At 60.9% G+C, this 22,304-nt stretch carries 20 protein-coding genes and 1 riboswitch; of the genes, 15 read left to right on the top strand and 5 right to left on the bottom strand.

From position 1 onward, the window contains the following. Positions 1-18: 18 nt before the first annotated feature. The 3 genes from AC1DNK_RS15845 (at position 19) to AC1DNK_RS15855 (ending at position 3,082) form a co-directional block, all read left to right on the top strand. On the top strand, positions 19-2,034 hold the full coding sequence (locus AC1DNK_RS15845; RefSeq protein WP_477942063.1) for a transcriptional regulator: 2,016 nt from the start codon (positions 19-21) through the stop codon (positions 2,032-2,034). 77 nt (positions 2,035-2,111) lie between these two features. Next, positions 2,112-2,729: a LysE family transporter gene (locus tag AC1DNK_RS15850; RefSeq protein WP_477942065.1), complete on the top strand. Its 618-nt coding sequence runs from the start codon at positions 2,112-2,114 to the stop codon at positions 2,727-2,729. 8 nt (positions 2,730-2,737) lie between these two features. Then, on the top strand, positions 2,738-3,082 hold the full coding sequence (locus tag AC1DNK_RS15855; protein WP_310298397.1) for a cupin domain-containing protein: 345 nt from the start codon (positions 2,738-2,740) through the stop codon (positions 3,080-3,082). Positions 3,083-3,092: 10 nt separating this feature from the next. On the opposite strand, the gene AC1DNK_RS15860 is transcribed toward AC1DNK_RS15855, so the two are convergent. Beyond that, positions 3,093-3,554, bottom strand: a complete 462-nt coding sequence (locus AC1DNK_RS15860) for a MarR family winged helix-turn-helix transcriptional regulator (RefSeq protein WP_477942067.1) — start codon at positions 3,552-3,554, stop codon at positions 3,093-3,095. 149 nt (positions 3,555-3,703) lie between these two features. Here AC1DNK_RS15860 and AC1DNK_RS15865 point away from each other — a divergent pair, with 149 nt between their 5' ends. The 6 genes from AC1DNK_RS15865 (at position 3,704) to AC1DNK_RS15890 (ending at position 9,406) form a co-directional block, all read left to right on the top strand. Continuing rightward, on the top strand, positions 3,704-4,501 hold the full coding sequence (locus tag AC1DNK_RS15865) for an SDR family NAD(P)-dependent oxidoreductase (RefSeq protein WP_477942069.1): 798 nt from the start codon (positions 3,704-3,706) through the stop codon (positions 4,499-4,501). Between the two features lie 288 nt (positions 4,502-4,789). Next, positions 4,790-5,812, top strand: a complete 1,023-nt coding sequence (gene pstS / locus AC1DNK_RS15870) for a phosphate ABC transporter substrate-binding protein PstS (RefSeq protein WP_477942070.1) — start codon at positions 4,790-4,792, stop codon at positions 5,810-5,812. Between the two features lie 82 nt (positions 5,813-5,894). Further along, positions 5,895-6,872 carry a phosphate ABC transporter permease subunit PstC gene (gene pstC, locus AC1DNK_RS15875; protein ID WP_477942071.1) on the top strand — a complete coding sequence of 326 codons (978 nt, stop codon included), beginning with the start codon at positions 5,895-5,897 and terminating at the stop codon, positions 6,870-6,872. A 1-nt stretch (position 6,873) separates the two neighbouring features. Further along, entirely contained in the window at positions 6,874-7,725 is an 852-nt protein-coding gene (pstA, locus tag AC1DNK_RS15880) for a phosphate ABC transporter permease PstA (RefSeq protein ID WP_112537432.1), read from the top strand. Further along, positions 7,725-8,531 carry a phosphate ABC transporter ATP-binding protein PstB gene (pstB, locus tag AC1DNK_RS15885; protein WP_477942198.1) on the top strand — a complete coding sequence of 269 codons (807 nt, stop codon included), beginning with the start codon at positions 7,725-7,727 and terminating at the stop codon, positions 8,529-8,531. The genes pstA and pstB overlap by 1 nt, the downstream gene beginning before the upstream one ends. A gap of 119 nt (positions 8,532-8,650) precedes the next feature. Beyond that, a complete protein-coding gene (locus AC1DNK_RS15890) occupies positions 8,651-9,406 on the top strand; it encodes a DUF1194 domain-containing protein (RefSeq protein ID WP_477942073.1) in 756 nt (251 codons plus the stop codon). Positions 9,407-9,412: 6 nt separating this feature from the next. On the opposite strand, the gene AC1DNK_RS15895 is transcribed toward AC1DNK_RS15890, so the two are convergent. From AC1DNK_RS15895 to AC1DNK_RS15910, 4 genes are read right to left on the bottom strand one after another with little or no spacing between them, the layout of a single operon-like run. Beyond that, complete coding sequence (locus tag AC1DNK_RS15895) at positions 9,413-9,814, bottom strand: type II toxin-antitoxin system MqsA family antitoxin (RefSeq protein ID WP_477942074.1); 402 nt, start codon at positions 9,812-9,814, stop codon at positions 9,413-9,415. Next, positions 9,811-10,116, bottom strand: coding sequence for a type II toxin-antitoxin system MqsR family toxin (locus AC1DNK_RS15900; protein WP_477942076.1), 306 nt, complete (start codon positions 10,114-10,116; stop codon positions 9,811-9,813). Before AC1DNK_RS15900 ends, AC1DNK_RS15895 begins: the two co-directional genes overlap by 4 nt. A gap of 37 nt (positions 10,117-10,153) precedes the next feature. Beyond that, positions 10,154-11,398, bottom strand: a complete 1,245-nt coding sequence (locus AC1DNK_RS15905; RefSeq protein ID WP_477942077.1) for a cytochrome P450 — start codon at positions 11,396-11,398, stop codon at positions 10,154-10,156. 57 nt (positions 11,399-11,455) lie between these two features. Further along, positions 11,456-12,709 carry a GGDEF domain-containing protein gene (locus AC1DNK_RS15910; RefSeq protein WP_477942078.1) on the bottom strand — a complete coding sequence of 418 codons (1,254 nt, stop codon included), beginning with the start codon at positions 12,707-12,709 and terminating at the stop codon, positions 11,456-11,458. A 377-nt stretch (positions 12,710-13,086) separates the two neighbouring features. On the opposite strand from AC1DNK_RS15910, the gene clpP reads away from it, so the two are divergent. The 6 genes from clpP (at position 13,087) to AC1DNK_RS15940 (ending at position 22,153) form a co-directional block, all read left to right on the top strand. Next, positions 13,087-13,719 carry an ATP-dependent Clp endopeptidase proteolytic subunit ClpP gene (gene clpP / locus AC1DNK_RS15915; protein ID WP_112389661.1) on the top strand — a complete coding sequence of 211 codons (633 nt, stop codon included), beginning with the start codon at positions 13,087-13,089 and terminating at the stop codon, positions 13,717-13,719. Between the two features lie 302 nt (positions 13,720-14,021). After that, on the top strand, positions 14,022-15,299 hold the full coding sequence (gene clpX / locus AC1DNK_RS15920; RefSeq protein WP_112389662.1) for an ATP-dependent Clp protease ATP-binding subunit ClpX: 1,278 nt from the start codon (positions 14,022-14,024) through the stop codon (positions 15,297-15,299). Positions 15,300-15,703: 404 nt separating this feature from the next. Continuing rightward, positions 15,704-18,121, top strand: coding sequence for an endopeptidase La (lon, locus tag AC1DNK_RS15925; RefSeq protein ID WP_112389663.1), 2,418 nt, complete (start codon positions 15,704-15,706; stop codon positions 18,119-18,121). Between the two features lie 204 nt (positions 18,122-18,325). Further along, positions 18,326-18,601 carry a DNA-binding protein HupB gene (gene hupB / locus AC1DNK_RS15930; protein ID WP_112389664.1) on the top strand — a complete coding sequence of 92 codons (276 nt, stop codon included), beginning with the start codon at positions 18,326-18,328 and terminating at the stop codon, positions 18,599-18,601. A 123-nt stretch (positions 18,602-18,724) separates the two neighbouring features. Next, positions 18,725-18,871: riboswitch (FMN riboswitch) on the top strand. 79 nt (positions 18,872-18,950) lie between these two features. Further along, the gene (locus AC1DNK_RS15935; protein ID WP_477942079.1) at positions 18,951-19,859 is read left to right on the top strand and encodes a DMT family transporter; all 909 of its coding nucleotides are present in this window, start codon (positions 18,951-18,953) and stop codon (positions 19,857-19,859) included. Between the two features lie 83 nt (positions 19,860-19,942). Further along, positions 19,943-22,153, top strand: a complete 2,211-nt coding sequence (locus AC1DNK_RS15940) for an esterase-like activity of phytase family protein (protein WP_477942080.1) — start codon at positions 19,943-19,945, stop codon at positions 22,151-22,153. Positions 22,154-22,304 lie beyond the last annotated feature (151 nt).

The following is a 22,304-nucleotide window of genomic DNA, read 5'->3' on the forward strand; positions in this document are numbered from 1 at the left end:
CCGGTATAGGCGGTGACCATGGGGGACGCCGTGTCATCAGGCGTGGGAACAACCGTGGAAATATCCGGGCGGCACGAACGCCCGCCGCTGGAAATCTGCCTTCTCGGGCCGATGACGGTCCGCCGCGACGGTGCCGAGGTGAAGCTGCCGGGGTCGCGCAAAGTCCGCGCCTTGCTCGCATATCTGATCCTCTCGCCCTATGCGCAGGGCAGGGCACAGCTCTGCGACCTCTTCTGGGATGTGGCTGACGATCCGCGCGGCGAGTTGCGGTGGTGCCTGAGCCGCATCCGCGCCCTGGTTGGCGAGCGCGTGATCGTGCAGGGCGATACGGTTGACCTCGATCTCACGGACTGCGCCATCGATGCCATCGAGGTCGCCCTGGCAGGACGCGCCGGGTTCGACGGCGTGCCGGTCGCAATGCTGGCGTCACTTGCCGATCGCGCCTCGGGCGAGTTCCTGGATGGCCTCGCGATCGACAGACTTCCGGCCTTGGAAACATGGCTGATTTCCCAGCGCCGCCGCTTCCGCGACATGCAGGCGGATATCCTCGCCCATATCGTCGAGGTTTTGGCCGGTGCCGAACGACTGCCTTATCTCGATCGCTGGATCGAGTTGGCACCCTTCGATCTCCAACCTCACGAATTATTGTTGTCAACGCTCGCCGCCGAAGGACGGCTTCGCGATGCAGGCGAACATTTTGAGGCCACGTTGCGGTCTTTTGCCACCGAGGGCATCGAGACCGCGTCCCTGCGCGCTCGCTGGGAAGACCTTCGCAGAAAGCCTGCCAAACCTGCCGCCGTGGTATCCACGGCACCTGAAACACCGCCATCGGAAACGCCTGCCGATAGCCGCCGCCGCGCTTCGATCGCCGTCATGCCCTTCAACGACATGTCGGCGCTTGCCATGCCCGGCGGCACGTCGGATGCGCTTGTCTATGATATCATTTCCCGGCTTGCGAAGCTCCGCACGCTGAAGGTCATTGCCCAGGGAACGATGTTCGCGCTGCGGGAGCGGATGCGCTCGCCCGAAGACATCGCGGCCGCCCTCAACGTCGATTATGTGGTCAACGGCATCTTCGAGCGCACCGGAACCCGCATCATCATCCGGCTGGAACTGATCGAGGCGCGGTCCAACACGATCGTATGGTCCGACGCGTTCGACCAGAATGCCGGAGAGACCCTTCTGCTGCTGGAGGAGATCGGTAGCCGCGTGGTCGCCTCGATCGAGCGGGAGATCGAAACGCAGGAACGCAACCGCGCCTTTCTCAAACCGCCGAATTCGCTGGATGCCTGGGAGGCGCATCACCGCGGTCTCTGGCACATGTTCCGTTTCACCAAGGCCGACAACGATCAGGCGCAACAGTTTTTCGAACGGGCGATCAGCCTCGATCCCACCTTCGCGCGCGCCCATGCCGGGCTTTCGTTCACCCATTTCCAGAATGCCTTCCAGCATTGGGCCGACCGCGACGAACAGGCGGAACTGGCCTACCGGACGGCCAGCCAGGCACTGCTTGCCGACGACCGCGATCCGGCCGCCCACCTGTCGATCGGCCGGGCGCTATGGCTGCGCAAGCTGCATGACCAGTCGATCGAGGAGCTGCGCCAGTCCGTCGATCTCAGCCCCAGCTTTGCCTTCGCGCATTATTCACTGGCCTTCGTGCACTGCCAGTCCGGGGATCCGCAGGCCGCGATCCTTTCTGCAGACCAGTCGCAGTCCCTCAGCCCCTACGATCCGATGCTGTTTGGAATGCTGGCAAGCCGGGCGATCGCCCTGGTGCGCCTTGGCCGATACGAGGAGGCTGCCGATTGGGCCGCAAAGGCCGCGATGCGCCCCAACGCGCATGTGCATATCATGGCCATCGCCGCGCTCTGCCTTGCCGTTGGCGGGCGGCTCGACGAGGGGCGGGCGCATGTCGCGGCGATCCGACAGCGGTATTCCGGCTATCATCTGGCCGATTTTTTCGCCGCTTTTCATCTCGTGCCGGTTGACCAGGCCTTGTTCCGGGAAGCCGCGACGCGCATCGGGCTGACGTGATTCCGTCCCACTTGGCCAAGCCATCCAAAGCCTCTAAGGTTCTGGTCTGAAACCATTTCCGCGAGTCTCATCAAGCCATGTTCCTTCTCTCCGTTGCGGCAATCTGGGCGGTCGCCGCCATCACGCCGGGGCCGAATTTCTTCATCGTCGTGCGCACGGCGCTGGAGGGCTCGACGCGTGCCGCGGTCGCGGTCATCGCCGGAGTCATCCTGGGCACGGTCTGCTGGGGACTGGCCGGCTGGCTCGGCATCAGCGCCCTGTTCGCAGCCGCACCCTTTGCCTACCTGTTCCTGAAGATCGCCGGTGGCGCCTATCTTCTCTGGCTCGGCGCCAAGCTTTTGTGGAAGACCTACAGCAAGTCCGCAACGCGGGGCGAACCTGCGGTCCGCCCCGCTATGAGCGGCCGGCAGGCCTTCTATTCCGGCCTGATAACCAATCTCGCCAACCCGAAATCGGCCGTCTTCGTCGCCAGTCTCTTTGCCGCCACCCTGCCTGCCGACCATTCCTGGGTGCATGGCGCTCTGGCCGTGGTGACGATGGTTCTGGTGTCCTCGCTTTGGTACACCTTCGTTCTGACGGTCTTGCGAAACCCCACCGTATCAGGCGCCTATGCGCGGGGACGCCGGCGCATCGACGCAATGGCCGGCCTCATTTTCATGGGCTTCGGCGTCAAACTTCTGACATCTGCCCGATAGGAGACCGCATGCCGCATCAACTCGTATTCGACCCGGCGTCCGTCGAGCCCGAAGTGGGCGCGCCCGCCGCCGACCGCATCGTTTCCGGCAATCCGCAATTCCGCACCTGGAACCTGGAGGAAGCCGAAGGCGGCCTCTACGCCGGCATTTGGGAAGCGACACCCGGCAAATGGCGGATCTCCTACGATGAGTGGGAATATTTCAACGTGCTGTCGGGGTATTCGATCGTCACCGAAGACGGCGGTGAACCGGTGCATCTCAAGGCCGGCGACCGCATGATCCTCAGACCCGGCTTCAACGGAACCTGGGAAGTCGTTGAAACGACTCGCAAGGATTATGTGATCAGGGTCTGAGTGCCGAACCTCAGCGCCTGAAACTCTCCGCGAAAGCGGGGGAGGAAATGCGGTTCAGGGTTTTGCGCAATTCTTCCGACGCTTCAGCGCCGAAGGCGTTTTCGAAGCGGTCGCGTGCTTCGGCCCAGAGACGGTTGGCTTCTTCCCATTTTGCCCGTCCGGCCCCGGTCAGCGTCACCCGTTTGACCCGCTTGTCTTTTTCGTCGGGCACCAGCTCCACCAGTCCGTCCCGGATCAGCGGTTTCAGCGTATGCCCGAGAGCGGAGAGGTCCATCACCAGCCCGTCGGCCAGGAATTTCAGCGACGGTTTGCCGTTCATATGGATCTGCGTCAGTAGCCCGAACTGCGTGCCTCTCAGCCCGCTTGGTGCAAAGACCTCCTCATAGAGCTGCCCGAGCTGGCGGGTCGCGCGGCGAAGCGCGCTGTTGCTGCAAACGGTCCAGCTTTCGAAGCCCGGTATTTTTTCGTCCATCGTCGTTCTCCTGATCCGGTGTCACCGGATTGCTGCCGGCCGTCAATCGTCTTCGATAATTTCTTCGGTGCGCCCTTGCGCAAGATGCCGTTGATCTCAATATAGTGGTATATGCCACTAATTACCAACGCATCGAAAAGGATTTCACGATGTCAACTTCCTCCCTTGGTACAGCTCTCGTTACCGGCGCCTCCTCGGGTATCGGCGCCACCTATGCCGATCGTCTCGCAAAGCGCGGATACGACCTGCTGCTGGTCGCCCGTGATGCAGCCCGTTTGAATGCCCTGGCTGAAAAGCTCACCGCCGCTCACGGCATCAAGGCCGAGGTCCTGCAGGCCGATCTGACGAACAGGGAAGACGTGCGAAAGGTCGAGAAGCGCCTGCGCGAGGACGAGGCGATTACGCTGCTCGTCAACAATGCCGGTATCGGCCCTAAAGGCGCATTGCTCGAAGATGATATCGACTATCTCGAAACGATGATCGAGATCAACGTCGTGGCCATCAATCGGCTGGGTGTTGCGGCTGCGCAGACCTTTGCGAAGCGCGGCAAGGGCGCCATCATCAACATTGCCTCGGTGGTCGCATTCCTCGCCGAACGCTTCCACGGCACTTACAATGCCAGCAAGGCCTTCGTGCTCAACCTGACCCAGTCGATCCATGCCGAGGCCAGCCCGAAGGGCGTCAAGGTTCAGGCCGTTCTTCCGGGCCTGACCCGCACCGAGATCTTCGAACGCGCTGGCGGCTCGGTTGATCAGTTGCCGCCGTCGATGGTGATGGACGTTACCGATCTAGTCGATGCGGCCCTTGCCGGTTTCGATCAGGGTGAACTCGTGACCATCCCGTCGCTACCGGATCCGGCTGATTTCGAAGCGTTGAACGCCGCCCGCTATGCGCTCGGACCCAACCTCTCACACAACAAGCCGGCCAGCCGCTACGGCATCGCATAAGGCTCCCGTTTTTGCCGGGCTGCGTCAAACCAACGCAGTCCGACATTAACATTTTGTAATGTTTACAGAGCCTTACAGGTTAAATCCTTGATTTAGTGAACGAACAGTCCTGCACGCTATGTGGGGCATCGGCGGGTGACTTCGAACTGTCGCGGAACTGTCATCAAACTGTAATGCGCAGCGCCTAGCCCGCCTTTGCGACGGGAATTTCAGCGCCCTTTGCCAGTGGATACCCCCTCCATGGCGCCGGTCTCGTCGATTGTTGGTTCCATTCAGGGAAGAGACCATATGCTCACCAAGACACTTCTTTCGGCCTGCCTCGGCGCCGGCCTGGTTGCTGCTCTCGCAGTGTCCGCTTCCGCCGCCGATATTACCGGCGCCGGCTCGACCTTCGTCTATCCGGTTCTGTCCAAGTGGTCCGCAGACTACAACAAGCAGACCGGTGACAAGCTGAACTACCAGTCGATCGGCTCGGGCGGCGGTATCGCTCAGATCAAGGCTGCGACCGTCGATTTCGGCGCCTCCGACGCCCCGATGAAGCCTGAAGACCTCAGCGCTGGCGGCTTCGGCCAGTTCCCGGTCGTAGTCGGCGGCATCGTTCCTGTTATCAACGTCAAGGGCATCAAGTCGGGCGAGCTGAAGCTCTCCGGCAAGGTTCTCGCCGACATCTATCTCGGCAACGTCACCAAGTGGAACGACAAGGCGATCGCCGACCTGAACCCGGGCCTCAAGCTGCCCGACAGCCAGATCGCCGTCGTTCACCGTTCGGACGGTTCGGGCACCTCGTTTAACTGGACGAACTTCTTCTCCAAGGTCAATCCGGACTGGAAGTCCAAGGTTGGTGAAGGCACTGCCGTCAACTGGCCGGTCGGCATCGGCGGCAAGGGCAACGAAGGCGTCGCTGCCTACGTCACCCGCGTCAAGGATTCGATCGGTTACGTCGAATACGCCTACGCCCTCCAGAACAAGCTGCCCTTCGTCCTCGTTCAGAATGCATCGGGCCAGTATCCGAAGCCCAACGCCGACAGCTTCTCGGCCGCTGCTGCCAGCGCCGAATGGGGCAAGGCTCAGGACTTCTACCTGATCATGACCAACGCGCCTGGCGAAAAGGCCTGGCCGATCACCGCTACCACCTGGGCGATCATGTACAAGGAGCCGAAGGACGCCGCGCGCTCCAAGGCTGCTTTCGCCTTCTTCAAGTGGGCGCTGGAAAAGGGCCAGAAGGAAGCTTCCGCGCTCGACTACGTTCCGCTTCCGGAGACCCTCGTGAAGCAGATCGAAGACTACTGGACGGCCTCCTTCAAGGGCTAAGTCCTGAGAATGCCGGGGCAGGGAGTTTTCCTCTCTGCCCCGTTTGCTTTGACGCCCCCTCAAAAGCAAGTCGAGTATCGATATGAGTGAAGCACTGGCATCGCTGCCGGCCGTCGTGCCGGATGTGAAGCGCCGCGACGGCGCCAACGGCGACCGCATTTTCCATTGGATCGTGATGGGCTGCGGCCTGTTCGTTCTCGCCGCGCTCCTGGCGGCGGCAATCTCCATGGCATGGGGCGGCCTTCTCGCCTTCCGCACCTTCGGCTTCGGCTTCATCACCGGCACCGAATGGGATCCCGTTGCTCAGCATTTCGCAGGTCTGGTGCCGATCTACGGCACGCTGGTGACCTCCGCGCTCGCCATGCTGATCGGCGTCCCGATCAGTCTCGGCATTGCCGTCTTCGTCACCGAGGTGGCGCCGCGCTGGCTGCGCGGACCGATCGGCGGCGCCATTGAACTGCTCGCCGGCATTCCCTCTATCATCTACGGCATGTGGGGCCTCTTCACTTTCGCGCCCTTCATGTCGGATTACGTTCAGCCGGCGCTGATCGACTGGCTCGGCCCGATCCCCGGGATCGGCCTGCTGTTCTCTGGCGCGCCGATGGGCATCGGCATGCTGACCTCTGGCATCGTGCTGGCGATCATGATCATCCCCTACATCTCCTCGGTCATGCGCGACGTCTTTCTGGTCGTCCCGGCGCAGCTGAAGGAATCGGCCTATGCGCTGGGTTCGACGCGCTGGGAAGTGGTGCGCGACATCGTCATTCCGCACACCCGCACCGCCGTCGTCGGCGGCATCTTTCTCGGCCTTGGCCGCGCACTCGGCGAGACGATGGCGGTCACCTTCGTGCTAGGCAACACCCACAATATCGCGGTTTCGCTGATGGAGCCCGGCAACTCGATTGCCGCTGTGATCGCCAACGAGTTCACCGAAGCCGATACCGACATCTATCTGTCGTCGCTGATCGCTCTCGGCTTCATCCTCTTCGTCGTGACCTTCATCGTCCTTGCCGCCGCCAAGCTGATGCTGCTGCGCATGGCAAAGCAGAGAGGCGAATAAGATGGCCGGTTCCAATTCCATCTATCGCAGCCGCCAGATCAAGAGCGGCATTGCACTGACGCTCTGCACCGGCGCCACCGGCCTCGGCCTGATCTTCCTGGTCTGGATTCTCTGGACGACGCTGGTCAACGGTCTCTCGGCGCTCAGCCTGAAGCTCGTCACCGAGATGACGCCGCCCCCTGGTGAAGACGGCGGCCTCGCCAATGCTTTTGCAGGCAGCCTGATGATGGTTGTGCTCGCCGTCATCATCGGCACGCCGATCGGCATTCTGGCCGGCACCTACCTGGCCGAATTCAGCCGCGGCAAGAAGATCGGCGCGGTCATCCGCTTCATGAACGACATCCTGCTGTCGGCGCCATCGATCATCATCGGCCTGTTCGTCTATGAGCTCGTCGTCCGCCAGACCGGCCATTTCTCCGGCTATGCCGGCGGCATCGCGCTCGCTTTCATCTTCCTGCCGGTGGTCGTGCGTACCACCGACGAGATGTTGCGCCTCGTACCGGACGTGATGCGTGAGGCAGCTCTTTCGCTCGGCATTCCGCGCTGGAAGGTGACGGTCGCCGTGCTCTACCGCGCCGCCTCGGCAGGCATCCTCACGGGCATCCTGCTCGCCGTCGCCCGCATCTCCGGCGAAACCGCGCCGCTGCTCTTCACTGCGTTGAACAACCAGTATTGGAGCACGGATATGTCCGAGCCGATGGCCAACATCCCGGTTGTCATCTTCCAATACGCGATGAGCCCCTATGACGAATGGCACGTGCTCGCCTGGGCGGGCGCCTTCGTCATGACCGCAATCGTACTGCTGCTGAGCGTGGGCTCCCGCGCCATTCTGAACCGTAAAGGTGGCAAATGATGCTGCAATCTTCCTCCACATTAGACACCCGCAGGACCGTGATGCCGATGGCCAACGACAAGCTCACCCTTGAAGATGTCAACTTCTACTATGGCGACGCGCATGCGATCCGTGGCGTCAGCCTGAATTTCCCCGAACGTCAGGTCTCGGCGCTGATCGGCCCGTCCGGCTGCGGCAAGTCCACGCTGCTGCGCATCCTCAACCGCATCTACATGCTCTATCCGAAGATGCGCGCGACGGGCACCGTGAAGCTCGATGGCGAAAACATCCTCGACCCGCGCTATTCGATGAATGAACTGCGCGCCCGCGTCGGCATGGTGTTCCAGAAGCCGGTGCCGTTCCCGATGTCGATCTACGACAATATCGCCTACGGCATCCGCCACCACGAGCGTCTCGGCAAGGCCGACATGGATGTCCGCGTCGAGCAGGCGCTGCGCCAGGCAGCTCTCTGGGACGAGGTCAAGGACAAGCTGAAGGGCAGCGGCCTTGGCCTCTCCGGCGGCCAGCAGCAGCGTCTCTGCATCGCCCGCGCGGTGGCATTGCGTCCCGAAGTCCTGCTGCTCGATGAGCCGACTTCGGCGCTCGATCCGATCTCGACCGCGAAGGTCGAAGAGCTCGTGTCGCAACTGAAGACCGACTTCACCATCGTCATCGTCACGCACAACATGCAGCAGGCGAGCCGCATCTCCATCAACACCGCCTTCATGTATCTCGGCGAACTCGTCGAATACGGCCCGACATCGCAGATCTTCCAGGCACCGAAAAACAAGCGCACCGAGGATTACATTACCGGACGTTATGGCTGATACGCCCGGTAGCCCTTTTGCCCAATCCCTTTAGGTGTATCCGAATACGCTAATTTACCGGCGCCGGTCCTTTCCGGTAAGAGAGCCCGGTCGCGAGCGGCGCGATGCGGGAGGGCTTCATGTCTTCGGGAATGATCGGGCGGTGGCTTCCGCAGGGAGCCATCGCGGGGCTTCTGTTTGCTATCTGCATGTCATCGGGCGCCTTTGCCGGCGAGAGGATCGATCTTGCGCTGGTGATCGCCGCCGACGTCTCGACGTCGATGGATCCGCGCGAGAAGGCGATGCAACAGGACGGCTTCGTCGCCGCCTTCCGCCAGCCCGAGATCATCGACGCGATCGGCAGCGGCAAATATGGCCGCATCGCCGTCACCTACGTCGAATGGGGCGGCGACCGCGGCCAGCGGATGGTGGTTCCCTGGACATTGCTCAAGGATGAGGCCGATTGCTGGATGTTCTCGCTGCGGCTTGCCGAGAATTCCCCGACCAAACTGCGCCGCGGCACCTCGATCAGCGAAGCGCTCTCCTATTCGGCCTCTCTGCTGCGCCAGAGCGGCTACGCGCCCGACAGGCTGGTCGTCAACATCTCCAGCGACGGCGTCAACAGCATCGGCCGGGAGGTCGCGCCCGTGCGCCGGGAACTGATCGCCGATGGCATGACGATCAACGCCCTCGTCATCAGCGCCCAGGGCGAAGAAGACGATGAGGAGCCGAACCTCTCTCCGGAAGCACTGTTTTCCTATTTTCACCGAGAGGTCATCGGTGGCCCGGGCGCATTCGCCATGCCGGTCCGCTCCGCCGCCGACTACCCAAGCGCCATCTACCGCAAGCTACTGCGCGAGATCGGCGGCTTCGGCGAGATTGCAGAAAACCGTTAGCGCTTGTCAGGCAGCGCGGATTTCCGGCAGCAGTTCGGGATGCTTGTCTAAAAGCCTCAAGAGTTTGACGAGCGCGACGGGTGGCTTGGTCTTGCCATTCTCGTAGCGTGAGAAGGCGTTGACGCCGCCGCCGAACAGATCGCCCGCTTCCTTCTGGTCGAGATTGAGCTTCTTGCGGACGGAAACGATGAAAGCCGGATCGACGCTGGTCGCGTTGACTTGCTTGCTGAATTCCAGCATCGCCGCGTTGACGCGGCGCGCTTCTGTGTCGTCGAGGACGAGTTCCCCGCATGACGCGCAGGATTGACCGGTGACATTGGCAATGGTCGTTTCCTCGCCCTTATAGCTATAAGGCAGGTCTTGGGTTCGCTGTGTCAAGTCGTCGCTGCCGCAGGAAGGGCACTTCATCTGTCCAGTTCCTTGAATGATACGATCAGCACGTCGTCGATAACCGTCAGTTTCAGGTAAACCTTGCCCGCTTTCGTCCGAGGCCGGTAGACATCCTGCCAGACTGTATGGTCGGCATAAGTGGTCATCGACTTGTAGAAGTCGCCAAGCGTCAACGACAGCACGGCTTCATGGACCTCATCGACGGTGAATTCCAGCCGCGAAGCGTCCGCCACCGCCGAGAAAGTCATGCGAACCTTGCCTTGGCCGACAAGCTTTTTGACAACATCGAGCGGACAATGCGCCTTACGCTTCTCGTTCATAAAATAACCTACTAGGTTAGTTTTTCAAGCGCTGAAATCACCACGCCAGATCAAGCCGCTCCAGCCCGTGGAAGTGATAGACATCCTTCACCTCGGGCACCTTCGCCATCCGCAGACCCGGCAGGCGCTTGAAGAGGATCGGCAGGACGACGTTGAGCTCCAGACGCGCCAGCGGCGCGCCGATGCAGAAGTGGATACCGGCGCCGAAGGAGAGGTTCGGGGCTTCGTTGCGGTCTGGCTTGAAGGCGAGGGGATCGGTGAATTTCGCCGGGTCGAGATTGGCGGCTGCGAGAATAAGGCTCACCTTGTCGCCGCGCTTGAACGAAATGCCGTCGATCTCGACCGGCTCGAGCGCCCAGCGCTGGAAGATATGGACGGGCGCGCAGATGCGCAGTGTCTCCTCGACCGTCCGCTCCGTCGTCGGCTCATCCTTGAAGAGTTCTGCGGGATCGCAGCCGTTGTCGAGGATGACGCGCACCGAATTGCCGATCTGGTGCACCGTCGCCTCATGGCCCGCATTCAGCAGCACGATCGTCGTCGAGACGAGCTCCTCCTCGGTCAGATACTGGCCCTTGTGCTCGGTATGGATCATGTGGCTGAGCAGATCGTCGCGCGGTTCGGCGCGGCGTTCGGCGATGACCGTCTTCACATAGTCGGAGAATTCCTTGGCGGCCTTCTCGGCGCCGTCCTCGTCTTCGCGGGTGCGGCCGAAGAGATACATGCGGATATAGGCATGCGACCAGTCGAGAAGTTGCGGTCCCATCTCCTCGGGGATGCCGATCATCCGGGCGATCATCGTCACCGGAATGATATCGGCAAAAGCCGAGAGTAGCTCGACCTCGCCCTTGTCCGCGAAGCCGTCGATCAGCTTGTTGGCAAGCTCCTCCAGTTCCGGCTTCATGCGCTCGACATGGCGGGAAACGAAGGCGCGGTTGACCAGCGTGCGCAGACGGGTGTGTTCCGGCGGCTCAAGTTCGAGCAGCGAATAGCGCTCAGCCAGATCGAAATTGGCGACATGCTGGTCCGGCTCCGGCAGGCCCAGTTCTTCGCGGCTGGCGATGTGCAGGATCTGGCGGCCGAAGCGGCGGTCACGCAACAGGCTGTTCACATGGTCGTAGCCTGTGAAGAACCACTGCTTCTGCTGTTCCCAATAGAAGGTCGGACAATGCTGGTGCAGCGCCGAATAGACGGCGTTCGGATTGCCATAGAAAGCCGGATCGCTGCTGTCCAGAGAAACGCGGCGGGTGGCGCGATCGATCGAGAGAAAGGGTGCTATCATCATGGCTTCGAGGCTTAGCGGATTTGCCAGGCCTCGAAAAGATGCATCAATTCGGCTGCGTCAACCGGCGCGGGAAAGCGAGCCCATCCGGCGCAGTGCCTCGACCTGATCGTCGACGGTTGGAACCAGTTCGCCAGCATTCTGGTCCATCTTCGCCGGCGGCGGGGCAGCCGTGTCCTTCTCGCCGAAGATGACGCTGCAATTGCGTCCGGCGCCCTTGGCGGCATAGAGCGCCCGGTCAGCGGCCGAGATCATCTTGTCGACATTGGCCTCGATCGGCGAGGCGATCGCTACGCCGATGCTGACGGTCGCCGGAACGATCGCTTCGCCGGTCGAGATCGGCAGGCGGCAGAACTCGGTGCGGATCGACTCGGCCAGCGCCTCGGCTTCCGTCTGGTCGGCAACTGTTGCGAAGGCGGCGAATTCCTCGCCGCCCATGCGGCCGAAGACGTGGTTTGGCACGAACTGGCGGGCCGACAGCGCGAAAGCCGAGAGCACGGCGTCGCCTGCCTGATGGCCGAAGCGGTCGTTGACGCGCTTGAAATGGTCGAGGTCGAAGAGCAGCACTGCCACCTGGCGCTTTTCGTCGAAGGCTTTTTCCTGGATGGCGCCGAAGCGGGCAAACAGGCCGCGACGGTTCCAGACGCCGGTCAGCGAATCCGTGAGGCTCAACACGCGCAAATGCCTTTCAGAGCGTTCCATGATCATGCGGCAGGTCAGTGCAAAGGCGATCGTCAGCAGGAAGGCGCTCACCATTGCTGCCACGCCGCCGTAATTGGTGGCCTGAGCATCGGTTGGCAAGGTCAGCGCCATCATCAGTGCAACGGCAAAGCAGAACACGCCCTGGATGACGAAGACGGCTGCCAGCTTGTTGCGCGTTCTTTCCTGGCGCATGTTGCCGGTGGCAACCGCCATGGCGAGCGCGGTCGCACCCGTGGCCGAGGCCAGATTATAGAGGATGACGCGGTTGCCGTCGTCGCCGCCGACCCATGGCAGGAAGACGCCGGCCAGCCAGATCGCCGGCGGCAGCAGCGCCCACCACTCGATCTTCCGTCGGTCGAGCGCCATGAAACCGGCGACCCAGGCGCTTTGCCCGGCCAGTGCCACGGCATTGCCGCCTTCGATCGAGAGAATATTCGGGATTTCACCGCGCAGCGCCACCATGGCAAAGCCTGCGCCGCTGAGAAGAAAGCCGAAGCTCCACAGCAGATAGGCCTTGTTGCGCGTATTATGGCGCCAGGCCATCAGCAGCAGCAAAGCGAGCGTCATGGCCTCCGAGCACCAGATCGCCAATCCTGTCGTAACACTAAACACGGCAATACCCCTTGAAGTCAGGGGCATACTCATCCGCCAATCTTCGCCAGTTGATTAATCGGGAGATCGGCGGCACGCGATATTCGCGGTTAGGCTTTGCAAAGGGTAAACGTTTGAAAGCACTTGCCGATGGATTAAGCTTCCCTTCATCCTGTCGCTGAGAAAAGCTGTGCGGGTGCTTGCAGGTCACTCGCCGTTAAGCGGCAATTCGCAGATAGACGCTACATCGCAGCACAAGGCTTTTCCACCGGTCCCCTTGCTTCTTAACGTTATCCTTATGCGTGTCTTGAAGTAGAGGGCAGGGACACTCTATGTAGGGATAAGGCATTTTTCTTTGATTCCCGGCCCGGCCGGCAAGACGTTGACAAAGGACGCACATGAGAAATCCAGTCGATACCGCTATGGCCCTCGTGCCGATGGTTGTTGAACAGACCAATCGCGGTGAACGCTCCTACGACATCTACTCCCGCCTGCTGAAGGAACGCATCATCTTCCTGACAGGTCCTGTCGAGGATCACATGGCGACGCTCGTCTGCGCCCAGCTTCTCTTCCTCGAGGCCGAAAACCCGAAGAAGGAAATCGCGCTTTACATCAATTCGCCAGGTGGCGTCGTCACCGCCGGCATGGCGATCTACGACACGATGCAGTTCATCAAGCCTGCCGTTTCGACGCTTTGCATCGGCCAGGCCGCTTCGATGGGTTCGTTGTTGCTCTGCGCCGGTGACAAGGACATGCGCTTCGCAACGCCAAACGCCCGCATCATGGTTCACCAGCCGTCCGGCGGTTTCCAGGGCCAGGCTTCGGATATCGAGCGCCATGCACGCGACATCCTGAAGATGAAGCGCCGCCTGAACGAGGTTTATGTCAAGCATACCGGCCGCTCCTACGAGGAAGTCGAAAAGACGCTCGATCGCGATCACTTCATGACCGCTGACGAAGCCCGCGAATGGGGCGTCGTCGACAAGGTTCTGACGTCGCGCACCGAGATGGAAGGCGATGCTGCGGCATAGTGATTAATTGGGATGGTGTTTTCGCTGCCACAGTTCTATCCCAATTGTGATTGAACAAGGGGTTTAATCCCGGAGCGGACACGCTAAGAGTAAGTATTAATGCTATGTTGAATTTTCATGACATAGCATTCGGCATTCGAGGGGAATTCGTTGCCGCCGGAACTTGAGCGTGTTTGGTTGGGTTCCGGTTCTTACCCCTTGAAGCTAGGCCGGCTGATGCTCTGGTGGCGGAGCGGGCTGGCGGGCCATTGAGTGGACCGCGATTTCACCTTTGAAATGCGGCGTGCTGGAAGGAAAGTGAAATGAGCAAGGTCAGCGGCAGCAACGGCGGCGACTCCAAAAATACCCTGTACTGCTCCTTCTGCGGAAAGAGCCAGCACGAAGTCCGGAAGCTGATTGCCGGACCGACGGTGTTCATCTGCGATGAATGCGTCGAATTGTGCATGGACATCATTCGCGAGGAGAACAAGTCCTCGATGGTCAAGTCCCGCGACGGCGTTCCGACGCCCCAGGACATCATCAAGGTTCTCGACGAATACGTCATCGGCCAGCGCCAGGCGAAGAAGATCCTGTCGGTCGCCGTTCACAACCATTACAAGCGCCTCGCGCATGCGACCAAGAACGGCGAAATCGAACTGGCGAAGTCGAACATCATGCTGGTCGGCCCGACCGGCTGCGGCAAGACCTATCTTGCCCAGACGCTCGCCCGCATCATCGACGTTCCCTTCACGATGGCCGATGCGACGACGCTGACCGAAGCCGGCTATGTCGGTGAAGACGTCGAAAACATCATCCTGAAGCTGCTGCAGTCTGCCGACTACAATGTCGAGCGCGCTCAGCGCGGTATCGTCTATATCGACGAAGTCGACAAGATTTCCCGCAAGTCGGACAATCCTTCGATCACCCGCGACGTGTCGGGCGAGGGCGTTCAGCAGGCGCTTCTGAAGATCATGGAAGGCACCGTTGCCTCGGTACCGCCGCAGGGCGGCCGCAAGCATCCTCAGCAGGAGTTCCTGCAGGTCGATACGACGAACATCCTGTTCATCTGTGGTGGCGCTTTCGCCGGCCTCGACAAGATCATCTCCGCCCGTGGCGAGAAGACCTCGATCGGCTTCGGCGCCAGTGTCAAGGCGCAGGATGACCGCCGCGTCGGCGAAGTGCTGCGCGAGCTCGAGCCCGAGGATCTGGTCAAGTTCGGCCTGATCCCCGAGTTCATCGGCCGTCTGCCGGTTCTGGCAACGCTCGAAGACCTCGATGAGGACGCGCTGATCCAGATCCTGTCGGAGCCGAAGAACGCGCTCATCAAGCAGTATCAGCGCCTGTTCGAGATGGAAGACGTGGAACTCACCTTCCACGAGGACGCCCTTCGCGAAATCGCCCGCAAGGCGATCGTCCGCAAGACCGGCGCCCGCGGCCTCCGCTCGATCATGGAAAAGATCCTGCTCGACACGATGTTCGAACTGCCGGCGCTGGAAGGTGTCCGCGAAGTGGTCATCTCCGAGGAAGTGGCGCGCGGCTCGGCCCGCCCGCTCTACATCTACGCTGACCGTCAGGACGAGAAGGCCAACGCTTCTGCCTGATAGTCGTAGACGGCATGGTTAGATTTAGGGGCTTGCCTGCGGCGAGCCCCTTTCTATTTTGTGAACCGGGAGCCCTCCTGTTAATTATTGCAGAAGAAGCTTGAAAACGCTGTTCCTGACGTTGCGGAATGCTGCGTCCCCGGCAATGATGGAATGATTCCGTAGCGTGTTTTCCGGCCCAGTATTTTAGCCGGTTCGGAATTGGTAAGCGCCACTACAGTTACACGCGTCATAGTGTGGGCGTTCCTTTGTAATAAGTCTGTCACAAGCAGGGAGCGCGAGCGTTGGCGTGGCTTGAAAAGGGTAAGAAGAACCTCCACTTGTAACTCAAGTGAGAGTGCCGGCCGGGTCCCAAGCGGCCGCGCCAGAGAGCCCGGAAACGGGACGATGGAAAGGAATAAGAAATGACGAAGAAAACGTCTGTAGCGAGCAGTGTTGCCTATCCTGTTTTGCCCCTGCGCGACATCGTAGTCTTCCCACATATGATCGTGCCGCTGTTCGTCGGCCGCGAGAAGTCGATCCGTGCGCTTGAAGAAGTCATGGGCTCCGACAAGCAGATCATGCTCGTAACCCAGATCAACGCCAGCGACGACGATCCGGATCCGTCCGCGATCCACAATGTCGGCACCGTGGCCAATGTTTTGCAGCTGCTGAAGCTCCCCGATGGCACCGTCAAGGTTCTGGTCGAAGGCCGCGCCCGCGCCGAGATCGACGCCTATACGGCCCGCGAAGATTTCTACGAAGCCCTCGGCCATGTGCTCGAAGAGCCGCATGACGATCCGGTCGAGCTGGAAGCGCTGTCGCGCTCCGTCGTCTCGGAATTCGAGAGCTACGTGAAGCTCAACAAGAAGATCTCTCCTGAAGTCGTTGGCGCCGCCAGCCAGATCGACGACTACTCGAAGCTTGCCGATACGGTCGCATCGCATCTGTCGATCAAGATCACCGAGAAGCAGGAGATGCTGGAAACCACCAGCGTCAAGGCTCGCCTCGAAAAGGCGCTCGGCTTCATGGAAGGTGAGATTTCGGTTCTCCAGGTCGAGAAGCGCATCCGCTCGCGCGTCAAGCGCCAGATGGAGAAGACCCAGCGCGAATACTATCTGAACGAACAGATGAAGGCGATCCAGAAGGAGCTTGGCGACGGCGAGGAAGGCCGCGACGAGATGGCCGAACTGGAAGAGCGCATCTCCAAGACCAAGCTTTCCAAGGAAGCCAAGGAAAAGGCTGACGCCGAGCTGAAGAAGCTGCGCCAGATGAGCCCGATGTCGGCCGAAGCCACCGTCGTGCGCAATTATCTGGACTGGTTGCTCGGCATTCCCTGGGGCAAGAAGTCGAAGATCAAGTCCGATCTCAACAATGCCGAGAAGATCCTCGAAGCCGATCACTTCGGTCTCGACAAGGTCAAGGAACGCATCGTCGAGTATCTGGCCGTGCAGGCCCGTGCCACCAAGATCAAGGGTCCGATCCTGTGCCTCGTCGGCCCTCCGGGCGTCGGCAAGACCTCGCTCGCCCAGTCGATCGCCAAGGCGACCGGCCGCGAATACGTGCGCATGGCGCTCGGCGGCGTTCGTGACGAAGCTGAAATCCGCGGTCACCGCCGCACCTATATCGGCTCGATGCCCGGCAAGGTCATCCAGTCGATGAAGAAGGCGAAGAAGTCCAACCCGCTCTTCCTGCTCGATGAAATCGACAAGATGGGCCAGGATTTCCGCGGCGATCCGTCTTCGGCTCTGCTCGAAGTGCTCGATCCGGCGCAGAACTCGACCTTCATGGACCACTATCTGGAAGTCGAATACGACCTTTCGGATGTGATGTTCATCACCACGGCGAACACGCTGAATATCCCTGCGCCCCTGATGGACCGCATGGAAGTCATCCGTATCGCCGGATACACCGAAGACGAGAAGCGCGAAATCGCCAAGCGGCACCTGCTGCCGAAGGCCATCAAGGAACATGCGCTGCAGCCGCAGGAATTCTCGGTCAGCGACGATGCCCTGATGGCGATCAGCCAGCAGTACACCCGCGAAGCCGGTGTTCGTAACTTCGAACGCGAACTGATGAAGCTCGCCCGCAAGGCGGTCACCGAGATCATCAAGGGCAAGACGAAGTCGGTTCATGTCACGGCTGAAAACATCGACACCTATCTGGGTGTTCCGCGCTTCCGCCATGGTGAAGCCGAACGCGAAGATCAGGTCGGTGTTGTCACCGGTCTCGCATGGACCGAGGTCGGCGGCGAACTGCTGACGATCGAAGGCGTGATGATGCCGGGCAAGGGCCGCATGACGGTCACCGGCAATCTGAAGGAAGTGATGAAGGAGTCGATTTCGGCTGCTGCATCCTACGTCCGCTCACGCGCCGTCGATTTCGGCATCGAGCCCCCGCGCTTCGACAAGTCGGACATTCACGTCCACGTGCCTGAGGGTGCGACGCCGAAGGATGGCCCGTCGGCCGGTGTTGCGATGGCAACCGCGATCGTCTCGATCATGACCGGTATTCCGGTCGACAAGAACGTGGCGATGACGGGTGAAATCACCCTGCGCGGCCGTGTCCTGCCGATCGGCGGTCTGAAGGAAAAGCTGCTCGCAGCGCTTCGCGGCGGCATCAAGAAGGTGCTTATTCCGGAAGAGAACGCCAAGGATCTGGCGGAGATTCCGGATAACGTGAAGAACAACATGGAGATCATCCCGGTATCCCGCATGGGCGAGGTGATCAAGCATGCTCTGATCCGCAGGCCGGAGCCGATCGAGTGGGATGGAACGGTTGAAACGCCGGTCATCGCAACGGTCGAAGGCCTTGACGACACAGGTGCTGGCATCGCTCATTGAGCGGCATTCGCCACATTTATGTCAAATTGCTGCAAATCCCCGAAAAGGCTGGCGTAAATCGCCAGCCTTTTTTGTGAAAACCTTATGGAGGTGCTTGCTTTTCCTTGATTTGCAGGGCTTTTGGGTTGCGGCGGGCCTGATGAAACCTATTCTGTGCCTGGCTTACAGATTGAGTCGTTTCAAACCATTGAAAGGGGTGGAAACATGAACAAGAATGAACTCGTGTCCGCAGTTGCTGAAAAAGCTGGCCTGACCAAGGCAGACGCTGCCTCTGCTGTCGACGCTGTTTTCGACGTTGTCCAGGGCGAACTGAAGAGCAAGGGTGACGTACGTCTCGCCGGCTTCGGCAGCTTCACCGTTTCTCATCGCGCTGCCACCAAGGGCCGCAATCCGTCCACCGGCGCTGAAGTCAATATTCCGGCTCGCAACGTGCCGAAGTTCACGCCCGGCAAGGGCCTGAAGGATGCCGTAAACGGCTAATCCGGTTTTGCTTGGCCGCCGGATAACGAGACCGGCAGGCGAAGTTTTGAAGGGTTCGGCGATAGCCGGACCCTTTTTGCATTTCGGACGGCTTGCAGGCGGAAGACCTTTGAACTACGGATCGGTTGTTCTCAGGGCGGGGTGAAAGTCCCCACCGGCGGTAAGGGTTTCGGCCCAAGCCCGCGAGCGCTTTGTCCCAAAGGGGCAGGGGTCAGCAGATCCGGTGCGATTCCGGAGCCGACGGTATAGTCCGGATGAAAGAGAATGATCGCGAGCCGTATGCGGGGCAGGGTCTGCCCGGCAGCCGTCCTGCGCTCATGCGTCCTGATTTGTGTTGGTCCCTTTCTGGATGAAAGACATGAATCAGACTTCCCTCAGCTTTTCCTCGTCGCGTGCGATGGCCGGTGCCGCCTTCATGGTGCTGGCGGGCATCGCCTTTTCCATTCTGAATGTCGTCACCCAATGGGTGACGATGAAGATGGGTTTCTCCGCTGCGTCCGCCGCCTTCTGGCAATATGCCTTTGCGCTGGTCTTCTCGCTGCCGTTTCTGAAGCGCACTGGTCTGTCGGCGATGCGCACCGCCTATCCTTGGCGCCATATCGTTCGCGTAGCGCTCGCCGCACTCGGCGTCGAGGCCTGGGTCTCCGGCCTCGCTTCGGTGCCTATCTGGCAGGCGATCGCGCTGGTCATGACCTCGCCATTCTTCATCATTCTCGGTGCCCGCCTGTTTCTCGGCGAGCGTGTCGGCCCGGCGCGCTGGGCAGCCACCGCCGCCGGTTTCGCCGGCGCGATGATCATCCTGCGGCCCTGGTCGGATGCCTTCACCTGGGCCGCCCTGCTGCCGATCCTCTCGGCGCTCTTCTGGGGCGCCTCGTCGCTGATCACCAAGAGCCTGACCGGCATTGAGAAGCCCGAAACGATCACTGTCTGGCTGCTGGTGCTGCTGACACCGATCAATGGCGTGCTTGCCGCTGCCGCTGGCTTCGAGTTGCCTGAGGGTTTCACCCTCGCGCTCTTCGTCTTTGCAGGTCTGCTGACGGTCTTTGCGCAATATCTGCTGACGCTCGCCTATACGGTGGCGGATGCCGCCTACGTTCAGCCCTTCGACGATCTGAAGCTGCCGCTCAATGTGCTCGCGGGCTGGCTGTTCTTCGGTTATGCGCCGGCAGGTTATCTCTGGCTTGGTGCAGCGCTGATCTTGACGGCCTCGCTGTTCATCATGCGCAACGAGATCAGACGCGAGCGGGCAGGGGCTTGATGCAAAGCGGTGCAAAACGCATCGCCTGTCATCCCTCTGTCATCCGCTTCCCTCAAAACCCCCATGTTTCGATTTTTCGACGCATGGGGGATTTCATGACTATTTCATCGCGCAAGGCAGCGCTCGCTGCCGTGCTTCTGGCTTCTGTTGCCTTTCCGGCAGCCGCCGAGCCTGTTTTCAACCGCATCGCATCTTTTCCGGTCGCCTCGAACCTGCCGGAAGGCAAGGACAAGCTTTCGACGACCTCTGCCGAAATCATCACCGCTACCGATGACGGCAACACGCTTGTCTACAGCGACAGCCCGCTCGGCGCGATCGGCTTCGTCGATATCACCGACGCCAAGGCCCCGAAGGCCCTGGGCGCGCTGATGATGGACGGTGAACCGACGTCGGTTACTTCGACGGCTGGCAAGGCGCTCGTCGCCGTCAACACCAGCGAAAGCAAGACCAAGCCGTCGGGCCGTCTGGCGATCGTCGACGTTGCCACCAAGAAGATCGAGAATACCTGCGACCTCGGCGGTCAGCCGGACTCGATCGCCCTCAACAAGGACAAGACGCTCGGCACCATCGCCATCGAGAACGAGCGTGACGAAGACGTCAACGACGGCAAGATTCCGCAGATGCCGGCAGGCGATCTGGTGATCTTCGAAATCAAGGCCGGCGCCGTCGATTGCGGCACCATCAAGCATGTCACGCTGACGGGTCTCTCGGCTGTTGCGCCTGAGGATCCGGAGCCCGAATTCGTCTCCTTCAACAGCCAGGACGAGATCGCCCTGACGCTGCAGGAAAACAACGAAATCGTCATCATCGACGGCAAGACCGGCACCGTGAAGACGCATTTCACCGCCGGCAGCACCGATCTCTCTGGTATCGACACCAAGAAGGACGGCCAGCTGAAGTTCACCGGCGAAGCGAAGGGCGTCCTTCGCGAGCCCGACGCCGTCAAGTGGCTGGACGACAACCGTCTCGTCGTTGCCAACGAAGGCGACTATGAAGGCGGCTCGCGCGGCTTCACCATCTTCGACAAGACGGGCAAGGTTCCCTACGAATCGGGCGCGTCCTTCGAGCGCGCCGTTGCCCATCTCGGCCACTATCCGGAGGGACGCTCCTCCTCGAAGGGCGTCGAGCCTGAAGGTCTGGAAGCTGCCAAATTCGGCGACGACCAGCTGTTCTTCCTGCTCGCCGAGCGCGCCTCCGTCGTCGGCGTCTTCAAGGACACCGGCGCTGATCCGGAACTCCTGCAGATCCTGCCGTCGGGCGTTTCGCCTGAGGGCGCAGTCGCCATCCCGAGCCGCAACCTGTTTGCCACCGCCAACGAAGTCGATCTCGGCGAAGATGGCGGCCCGCGTTCGCACGTCATGATCTACGAGCGTGGTGAAGGCGAGAAGACCTATCCGCAGATCGTCTCGGCGGAGAAGGACGGCAACCCGATCGGTTTCGCGGCCCTCTCCGGCCTTGCAGCCGTTCCTGAAAAGGCTGGCCAGCTCTTTGCGGTTTCCGACAGCGTTCTCGGCAATCAGCCGACGATCTACACGATCGACGCCACGAAGAAGCCCGCTCTCATCACTGACGCGCTGACAGTCAAGCGCGATGGTGCGGCTGCCCAGAAGCTCGACATCGAAGGCATCGCCGTCGATGCCAAGGGCTGGTTCTGGCTGGCCTCCGAAGGCAACAGCGAGAAGCTCACGCCGCACGCTCTCTACCACGTCAACCCGAAGGGCGAGATCAAGGAAGAGATCGCGCTGCCGAAGGAATTGACGGATAACGAGATCCGCTACGGCTTCGAAGGCGTGACGATCGTCGGCTCCGGCGACGACGTAACACTGTGGATGGCCGTTCAGCGCGAGTGGAAGGACGACAAGAAGGGCTTCGTCAAGCTCGTCTCCTACAATCCGAAGAGTAAGGAATGGGGCGCCGTTCGCTACCCGCTCGACAAGTCTGAAAACGGCTGGGTCGGTCTTTCTGAAATCTCCGCTCACGGCGACAGCGTCTACATCATCGAGCGCGACAACCTCGTCGGCGATGCTGCCAAGCTGAAGAAGCTCTACAAGGTCGCCATCTCCGACCTGAAGCCCGCCAAGCTTGGCGGCGAGCTGCCAGTCGTCAAGAAGACGGAAGCCCATGACTTCCTCGACGAACTGAAGACGGCGACCAACGGCTACGTCCTCGACAAGCTCGAAGGCTTCGCCTTCGACGCCTCGGGCAAGCCCTACGCCGTCACCGACAACGACGGCGTCAGCGACTCCTCCGGCGAGACCCTGTTTTTCCCGGTCAACCTGGTCGGCACGAACTGAGCTGGCGATAGCTGGATGAGATTAGGAAGGCCGGGCGAGAGCCCGGCTTTTTTGCTCTTTGGGCTGATACATGCGTGTGGGCAGTGAGAGCGAAGACGGCGGCAACCACAAACGCCCTCATCTCTGTGCTCGTCACAGAGATCCAGCTGGC

This window comes from Rhizobium sp. 01N424 (assembly GCF_056399485.1).

What these genes read in the sequence shown, in the direction of transcription:
- AC1DNK_RS15905 (WP_477942077.1), bottom strand. Translation starts at nt 11,398, where the DNA reads ATGATGATAGCACCCTTTCTCTCGATCGATCGCGCCACCCGCCGCGTT.
- pstA (WP_112537432.1), top strand. Translation starts at nt 6,874, where the DNA reads ATGGCCGGTTCCAATTCCATCTATCGCAGCCGCCAGATCAAGAGCGGC.
- AC1DNK_RS15845 (WP_477942063.1), top strand. Translation starts at nt 19, where the DNA reads ATGGGGGACGCCGTGTCATCAGGCGTGGGAACAACCGTGGAAATATCC.
- AC1DNK_RS15850 (WP_477942065.1), top strand. Translation starts at nt 2,112, where the DNA reads ATGTTCCTTCTCTCCGTTGCGGCAATCTGGGCGGTCGCCGCCATCACG.
- AC1DNK_RS15900 (WP_477942076.1), bottom strand. Translation starts at nt 10,116, where the DNA reads ATGAACGAGAAGCGTAAGGCGCATTGTCCGCTCGATGTTGTCAAAAAG.
- AC1DNK_RS15860 (WP_477942067.1), bottom strand. Translation starts at nt 3,554, where the DNA reads ATGGACGAAAAAATACCGGGCTTCGAAAGCTGGACCGTTTGCAGCAAC.
- pstC (WP_477942071.1), top strand. Translation starts at nt 5,895, where the DNA reads ATGAGTGAAGCACTGGCATCGCTGCCGGCCGTCGTGCCGGATGTGAAG.
- hupB (WP_112389664.1), top strand. Translation starts at nt 18,326, where the DNA reads ATGAACAAGAATGAACTCGTGTCCGCAGTTGCTGAAAAAGCTGGCCTG.
- lon (WP_112389663.1), top strand. Translation starts at nt 15,704, where the DNA reads ATGACGAAGAAAACGTCTGTAGCGAGCAGTGTTGCCTATCCTGTTTTG.
- pstB (WP_477942198.1), top strand. Translation starts at nt 7,725, where the DNA reads ATGCTGCAATCTTCCTCCACATTAGACACCCGCAGGACCGTGATGCCG.
- clpX (WP_112389662.1), top strand. Translation starts at nt 14,022, where the DNA reads ATGAGCAAGGTCAGCGGCAGCAACGGCGGCGACTCCAAAAATACCCTG.
- AC1DNK_RS15940 (WP_477942080.1), top strand. Translation starts at nt 19,943, where the DNA reads ATGGGGGATTTCATGACTATTTCATCGCGCAAGGCAGCGCTCGCTGCC.
- AC1DNK_RS15890 (WP_477942073.1), top strand. Translation starts at nt 8,651, where the DNA reads ATGTCTTCGGGAATGATCGGGCGGTGGCTTCCGCAGGGAGCCATCGCG.
- clpP (WP_112389661.1), top strand. Translation starts at nt 13,087, where the DNA reads ATGAGAAATCCAGTCGATACCGCTATGGCCCTCGTGCCGATGGTTGTT.
- AC1DNK_RS15935 (WP_477942079.1), top strand. Translation starts at nt 18,951, where the DNA reads ATGAAAGACATGAATCAGACTTCCCTCAGCTTTTCCTCGTCGCGTGCG.
- pstS (WP_477942070.1), top strand. Translation starts at nt 4,790, where the DNA reads ATGCTCACCAAGACACTTCTTTCGGCCTGCCTCGGCGCCGGCCTGGTT.
- AC1DNK_RS15865 (WP_477942069.1), top strand. Translation starts at nt 3,704, where the DNA reads ATGTCAACTTCCTCCCTTGGTACAGCTCTCGTTACCGGCGCCTCCTCG.
- AC1DNK_RS15855 (WP_310298397.1), top strand. Translation starts at nt 2,738, where the DNA reads ATGCCGCATCAACTCGTATTCGACCCGGCGTCCGTCGAGCCCGAAGTG.
- AC1DNK_RS15895 (WP_477942074.1), bottom strand. Translation starts at nt 9,814, where the DNA reads ATGAAGTGCCCTTCCTGCGGCAGCGACGACTTGACACAGCGAACCCAA.